General features: G+C 36.0%; 5 protein-coding genes. 4 read left to right on the top strand and 1 reads right to left on the bottom strand.

The genetic code is table 11. The features are described from left to right. The first annotated feature begins 152 nt into the window (after nucleotides 1-152). Nucleotides 153-569 carry a hotdog fold thioesterase gene (locus HNS38_RS13000; RefSeq protein WP_172282035.1) on the top strand — a complete coding sequence of 139 codons (417 nt, stop codon included), beginning with the start codon at nucleotides 153-155 and terminating at the stop codon, nucleotides 567-569. A gap of 2 nt (nucleotides 570-571) precedes the next feature. Continuing rightward, the gene (locus HNS38_RS12995; RefSeq protein ID WP_172346587.1) at nucleotides 572-1,591 is read left to right on the top strand and encodes an isochorismate synthase; all 1,020 of its coding nucleotides are present in this window, start codon (nucleotides 572-574) and stop codon (nucleotides 1,589-1,591) included. Between the two features lie 33 nt (nucleotides 1,592-1,624). On the opposite strand, the gene HNS38_RS12990 is transcribed toward HNS38_RS12995, so the two are convergent. Beyond that, on the bottom strand, nucleotides 1,625-2,473 hold the full coding sequence (locus HNS38_RS12990) for a T9SS type A sorting domain-containing protein (RefSeq protein ID WP_172282031.1): 849 nt from the start codon (nucleotides 2,471-2,473) through the stop codon (nucleotides 1,625-1,627). Nucleotides 2,474-2,726: 253 nt separating this feature from the next. On the opposite strand from HNS38_RS12990, the gene HNS38_RS12985 reads away from it, so the two are divergent. Then, nucleotides 2,727-4,430 carry an alpha-amylase family glycosyl hydrolase gene (locus HNS38_RS12985; RefSeq protein WP_172282029.1) on the top strand — a complete coding sequence of 568 codons (1,704 nt, stop codon included), beginning with the start codon at nucleotides 2,727-2,729 and terminating at the stop codon, nucleotides 4,428-4,430. Between the two features lie 194 nt (nucleotides 4,431-4,624). Further along, entirely contained in the window at nucleotides 4,625-7,771 is a 3,147-nt protein-coding gene (locus HNS38_RS12980) for a beta-phosphoglucomutase family hydrolase (RefSeq protein ID WP_172346586.1), read from the top strand. The last annotated feature ends 42 nt before the right edge of the window (nucleotides 7,772-7,813 follow it).

Here is a 7,813-nt window from a genome sequence, read left to right as displayed (position 1 = left end):
TTTAAATTATGAAAAGGCTAAAAACCATTGCTCCCCATAATTTTTTATGTGACCCAACATTAGCCGAAAATGCTTTATAATACCTCAAATGAAATTCGTGTTAGAATCAATAATTTTTCTTTATTTTGTTTATACGAAACCCCAATCTTTATATGAGCTTAATAGATCAAGTAAATAGCATGAGCAAAGGCACCTTAATGGAAGCTTTGAATATTGAAATGATTACAGTGGAAAAAGACCTAATCCGTGCTAAAATGCCTGTGGATGAAAGAACTTTCCAGCCTTTTAAAATATTACATGGCGGTGCTAGTTTAGCTTTGGCTGAAACTATTGGTAGTGTGGGTTCTCATATTATTATTGGTCCTAATTCCAATAAAACTTCTCGTGGAGCCGGAATAAATGCCAGCCATTTAAGAGCGGTGCGAAGTGGCTATGTGATAGGAGAAGCTAGACCTATTCACCTTGGAAAAAACACCCATATTTGGGATATTAAAATCTTCGATGAGCAGGAGCGTTTGGTATCTATAGCTCGTTTAACCAATTTCATTTTAGAGTCTAAAGAAAAATAAAAATGACAAAGAGTCCTTCATTTGTAGTTTATAGACTCCCCCAGCAAACTGAACTATATTATAATTCAAGTAAAGCACGTATCATCGAGAAAATCTGTGATTTAAAAGAAAGTCATTTTATAATGACTCCCTTTGATGAAGAATCAGCTTGCCCCATATTTGCATTTAATTCTAAGCATACAAAAAGAATAAATTCTGAAGAATGGATTGATTTAGCCTTAGATTTTAAATCGAAGCCTTTCGAGACACATCATGCTTCAGCTAAAGAACACCAAAAGCAAGTTCATCAAATTATTGAAGAAATAGAAAAAGGAGAACTGAAAAAAGTAGTATTGAGTAGAGTACAAGCTTTCAAAAGAAATGACAAATCCATTAAGCAGGTATTTACTCAATTATGTGATAAATACCCCAATGCTTTTGTCTACCTCACTCAATTGCCTAATGGGCAAATCTGGTGTGGCGCAAGCCCAGAAACCTTAGCAAAATTTGAGGAGTCTAAATTTGAGACTATGGCTTTGGCAGGAACTAAGGTGATAGACAAAGAAAATGCAGAGGATTTGGTCTGGCCAGTAAAAGAGCAGGACGAGCAAATTTGGGTTCAGAATTATATCAGAAGTCTATTCAAAAGTCATATGCTCAATTTCACACAATCAGAACCTTATAGTGCTATTGCTGGCCCAGTTGCACATATACGAAGTGATTTCTCCGCTATGGCTGCAGCGACCATCGCCACCCAGCTACTCCTCCAACTCCACCCCACTCCTGCCGTTTGTGGCACACCAACTCAAAAAGCTAAAGATTTCCTATTGCAAATTGAAAAGCACGATCGAATATATTATACTGGATTTATTGGTATTTACGCTCCTCAGAAATTCCATTTATTCGTCAATCTACGCTGTATGCAAATCGATGATGAGGCTTTCCATTTATATTTAGGTGGAGGAATTACAAAAGATAGTATTGCAGAAGATGAGTATCAAGAAACTGAAAATAAAGCTCAGACCTTGAGTGCATTTTTATGATTTCTATTCTGAGATAAATCAGACTAGACTATTTTAAATTTTCAAAACTTTCTGTTTTGCAAGGATACTTCCGCTTTCATTAAGGAGTTTAACATAATACAACCCATTGGAATAATTACTCATATCTACGTATACATCATTCGATGAGACACTAAGAGTATTCATCAATTGACCTGTGGAATTATAAAATTGAATCGAAAATTGATTCTGGCTGGCAATATGGGTTGAAATATATAGCCTATCTTGAACTGGGTTTGGAAATACTGTAAAATTGTTTTCAAAAATATCCTCCTCTACCCCAACCATAACTAGCTCTTCACCCCATTCTTCCTCTCCTTTTTTAAAGTAGACTAGTTCCCTTGTATATAATTGTCTCATAATGTTAGCCCAAGAAAAGTAATCGCTATTATTTTTTGTTTGGCCACAACCTATTACCCAACTTCTCTCATAGCGATCCTCTTCTGCGCCCTCAATATAAATCGTATCAAAAAGCACCATTTTTCTACCATTAAAGACTTCAGGATCCTCTATTATAGAATCTCCTGACACAATTTCATCCAAATTTGTATAATATAATGTCAGCTCATACTCACTATATATATTGGGCTGATACTCAAATATCTTAGCTTCTTTAACAAAAAATTCAAATATTACAGTATCATTATTGATAGAATAAACTTTATCAATTACTTTTTTAATTCTAACAATACTATCTGTATAATACCACTCACCATATTCCCCTGCCTTTTCAGTATTTACCATATGAAAAACATCCCCAATTTCATAATCATAGACTTCTCCTCGGGTAGGAAATTCTTGGCTCAATGCATTAAATGATGATATAAGGATGATAGCAAAAGTTAAATAGTAATTCTTTTTCATATTTATTGTTTTATATGCAGCATGTAAATATATCAAAAATATTACACCTAATTTATACGTGAATTTACTGATAATTTCAATTTTAAGCATTTTCCCCAATCCCACAAACCGCAAACGTTACCAATGCAAAACTTTTTAACGCAAACGATTGAAAGTCCCATACTTTTTGTATCTTAGTATAAACCACTCCTTTTGTTACTAGATTTGCATAAAAGGAATTAAACAAATTGAACAAATCATCAAGGTTTTTATCATGAATAAAGCACAAAATTTTGAAATCTTAAAGAACAGTTTCAAGGAACTATATCCAAATGAGCCTTTAAGCAAATTAGAGAGTTTCATTTCGGAACTTACTGATTTAAAGAAAGAAATCCCTACTAATGAGAATCCAGATTGGTATAAAGATGCTGTGGTTTATAGCCTTTACGTGGATTTGTTTAATAAAGATTTTAATGGTTTAATAGATAAACTCGATCATATTGCCTCTTTGGGTGTGACTTGTCTATGGTTACTCCCCATCCTCGATTCACCCATGAAAGATGCGGGTTTCGATATTAAAGACTATCGTAGAATTCGTCCAGAGCTTTTTAATATGCCCGACACGGCTTCTTCAGAAGATCAACAAGTGAAATTTCGTGAATTTTTAGAACATGCACATAGTAAAGGTATCAAGGTAATATTCGATATTGCCATGAATCATTGCAGCATGGAACACCCATGGTTTCAAGAAGCTCGTAAAGGAAAAGACAATCCCTATCGCGATTATTTCATTTGGAATAAAGACACTGAAAAATATAAAGAGGCTCGTCTTCTTTTTAAAGGCATGTGCCCTAGCAATTGGGAAAAAGATGGAGAAGAGTATTTCTTCCATCGCTTTTTCGAATTCCAACCCGATTGGAATTACCGCAATCCAGCTGTCTTATTAGACATGAGCCGAAATATTGCTTTCTGGATGCAGCAAGGCGTTGATGGTTTTAGAGCCGATGCCATTCCTTACCTTTGGAAAGAAGAAGGTACTGATTGTGAAAACTTACCTAAAACCCATACCATCCTCCGATTTTTCAGAGCCGTAAGTGAATATCTAAGTCCAGGTACTTTATTATTAGCCGAAGCTTGCCAAAAACCACAAGATGTAGTGGATTATATTAAAACTGGTAATGAATGTAATGCGGCTTACCACTTCCCATTGATGCCTCAAATGTTTAAAGCATTAAGCATGGAAAGTGCAGAACCTGTATTAAAAACCCTGAGCCCAGAAGTCACACCAGAAATTCCAGCCAATAGCCAATGGTTTACCTTCCTTCGTTGCCACGATGAGTTAAGTCTCGAATTGGTCTATGTGGATGAAGCTGATAGAGCCTATATTCATAAAAACTATTGCCACCAACCAGAATGGGATTTTAGAGTTGGAGAAGGTATTTCTTCTCGCATGTCAGAACTTTTCAAAAAAGATGTACAGAAAATAAAATTAGCATATAGCTTAATGCTTTCTTTACCTGGAACACCTGTACTATATTACGGTGACGAATTTGGAAAAGGAAACGATGAGGAGTTCTATAAAGAAATGATTCAGATGACCGGTAAAGATGATACCAGGTTTTTAGTTCGTGGAAAAGTGAACTGGGAAGAGGTAGAAGCTCAGCTGGACAAGCGCGACTCCTTTGAATCACAGATTTTTGCTGGCTTAAGCGCCATGGTAAATGCCAGAAATAAATACAAAGCCTTCGGTAGAGGAGAAATTGAGTGGCTAGAAAATAATGAATTGGGTCTATTAAGCTTCAAACGAAAATTCGAAAATGAAGAAATATTAGTTCTAATTAACCTATCTGGAACTGATATTAGTTATGACTACGATGGTCGTTTTCCATTCCAAGATATACTAGGGCAAAATATCAGAACCTTGAAAAACAAAGTAATGATTCCTGCTTATTCTTATTATTGGATTGCGCTAAAATAATACCACAAAGGCACTAAAACTAGAACTTAAAGGAAGTTTTGACTACATGACTTTGCGTAGTAAAAAATAACAATAGTAAAAAACATATAATATTAAGAAACAAAGTTAAAACATTGACTAAATCAAAATACTCTTTGTGACTTTGTGACTTCGTGGCAAATACATAAAATAGATAATAAAAAACCTAAATAAAAATGTCAAATTCAAAATTCAACTTCGATGCCATCATCTTCGACCTAGATGGGGTTATCACTAAAACAGCAGAAGTTCATGCCGCAGCATGGAAAAAAATGTTTGATGAATACCTAATGGATAGAGCTCAAGAAACTGGTGAGCCTTTTCAGGAGTTTGATTATGTAAAAGACTATCTCCCATTTGTAGATGGAAAACCACGCTATAATGGGGTTAGGGATTTTCTCGCTAGTCGTAATATAGAGCTCGAATTTGGCGATGTAGAAGACAGTATCGAACTAGTCACTGTTTGTGGCCTTGGAAACAGAAAAAACAAAGCCTTCAACGAGGTATTGGATCGTGATGGCGTTAGTCCTTTCGATAGCACTATAGAACTGATGCACCAGATGAAAGAGCATAATCTTCGTTTGGGTGTGGCTTCTTCAAGTAAAAACTGCCGTTCCGTATTAAAAGCCGCTGGTGTCTTTGATATCGTGGAAACCATAGTTGATGGAACAGATGCTGCTCGTTTAGGTTTAAATGGAAAACCAGCACCAGATATTTTCACCACTGCAGCCGATAATTTAGGTGTTAGCTATGATAGAGCTGTGGTTGTAGAGGACGCCTCCTCTGGAGTAGCTGCAGGAAAAGCTGGAAACTTTGGTTTTGTATTAGGATTAGCTCGTGAGCATAATATTGAGGAGCTTTATAGAAATGGAGCCGATGTTGTAGTCGAAGATATTGAAGAAATCAAACTCGAAGGCATTAATAAATGGTTTGAGGATGGTTTAGATAAAGACAATTGGTCTATCACTTATCATGAATATGAGGAGGCCAAAGAAAAAAGTCGTGAGTCATTATTAGCAGTTGGAAATGGTTATTTTGGTAACCGAGGAGCTATGGAAGAAGTACGAGCCGACGAGAAACATTACCCAGGAACTTATATTGCTAGTTTATATAATACATTAGAGTCGCCCATTGGTGACCGCATGATTCCCAACGAAGATTTTGTAAATACCCCAAACTGGACATTGATAGAATTTAAAATCAATGATGGCGAATGGTGGGACTACAAAACTGCTGAATTCGAAGTTTATAAGAAACATTTATGCCTCAAGACAGGCTTATTTTCAAAAAATTTAATCATAAAAGCTGCTGATGGCAAGCGATTCCAAATTGAATCGAAAAGAATGGCGAGCATGGTTCGTCAGCATGCTGGAGCACAACAATATGTGTTCACGCCGTTAAACTTCGACGGAAAAATCACTTTCAGAATTGGAATTGATGGACAGATTGAAAACAGAGGAGTCAACAGATATAACACTCTAAATCAGAACCATTTGGAGTTTATATCTGCCAATGCAACCGATGAGAAGCTACTCGTAAACGTAAAAACTCGTCAATCGAACATTTCAGTAAGCCAAGCTATTAAACACTTCGCTCAAACTTCTGATGCTACAAAAAACCACACTTTCAAGTCAAAAGTAGAGTACGATGGTGCTTATGCCTATTATGAGGCAGATTTAAAAGAAAAACAAAGCTTCAGTATTGAAAAGCTCCTCAGTATTTATAGCTCTCATGTAGTTAAAAAACCAGAGACTTTAGCACTGGATCAATTAAATGATTTAGAGTCATTTGACACCCTTTTTGAAGAAAGCAAAGCAAAATGGGCTGAGATTTGGAAAGATATAGATATACAAGTAGAAGGAGATAGAATGAGTCAAAAACTTTTACGTCTCCACTCCTATCACATGATGCTTTCTGCTTCTGAATTCAATACTGAATTAGATGCCAGTGTAACTGCTCGTGGACTTCATGGGGAAGCTTATCGTGGACATATTTTCTGGGATGAATTATTTATTCTTCCTTTCTATAATATCCATTACCCAGAAATCTCTAAGTCATTATTGATGTATCGATATCGCCGATTAAACAAATCTCGCGAATATGCCAAAGAGAATGGTTATCAAGGAGCGATGTTTGCTTGGCAAAGTGGATCAGATGGAAGTGAGCAAACACAAACTGTTCATTTAAACCCTCTTTCTGGCAAATGGGGCGAAGACAATAGCTGCCTACAAAGACATGTCAGTTTAGCGATTGCATATAATGTATATGAATATTTCGTAGCCACCAATGATGTAAAATTCATGGAAGAATATGGAGCTGAAATGTTCCTCGAAATATGTCGTTTCTGGGCTAGTAAGTCTTCAAAAAATGAAGAAACTGGGAAATACAGTATCGACAAAGTTATGGGCCCTGATGAATTCCATGAAATGTATCCTGATGCTAAAGAAGGTGGTTTAAGAGACAATGCCTACACCAATATTATGGTGGCCTGGATGCTTGGAAAAGTAAAAGAAATCACCAGCAAAATGGACTGCTCTGCAGAGGAGAATGTATTATTAAAAATACAGCTTACCTATCAGGAAATGTTGCATTGGGACGATATTGCTGCCAACTTAAACATCGTGATTTCCGAGAAGGGTATTATTTCGCAATACGATGGTTATTTTGATTTAAAGGAATTAGATTGGAAAGCTTATCGCGAAAAATACACCAACATTTACCGCATGGACAGACTCCTCAAAGCTGAAGGAAAATCTGCCGACGATTATAAAGTAGCAAAGCAAGCCGATACTTTAATGACCTTCTTTAATTTGGAGAAAAAAGAGGTAGACGAGATTTTCGAGAATTTAGGATATAAACTTCCAGATAACTATTTGGAGAAAAACTTGGATTACTATTTGGCTCGTACTTCTCATGGTTCTTCCTTAAGCCGTGTGGTTCATGCTCAATTGGCCAATATCATCGATAATGAAAAGCTCAGCTGGGAATTATACGAAGATGCTTTGGGTAGTGATTATGTAGATATTCAAGGCGGAACTACTGGAGAAGGCATTCATACTGGAGTAATGGCTTCAACAGTAATGGTAGCTTTAACCAATTATGCAGGAATCAACCTCCACAAAGAAATACTCGAAATCACCCCTCAATTACCAAAACATTGGAAAACCATTAAATTCAATATGGTATTCAGAGGAGTCAAATTCAATATAAATATTTCTAAATCTGAAATTTGCATCACAACAAATCAAAATACAACAGTGATCATATCAGGAAAAGAAGTATCTTTAAAAGAAAATATTAAAGAAATAATCAACCTAGTTTAACAACGGAGGGATGAGTTGTGTGAGTGCACCAACTTTAAACTT

The sequence above is a fragment of the Lentimicrobium sp. L6 genome (assembly GCF_013166655.1).
In the GTDB taxonomy this organism is placed as follows: Bacteria; Bacteroidota; Bacteroidia; order Bacteroidales; family UBA12170; genus UBA12170.
The sequence above is the reverse complement of the archived record's forward strand: the minus strand, read 5'-3'. Positions and strand labels throughout refer to the sequence as shown.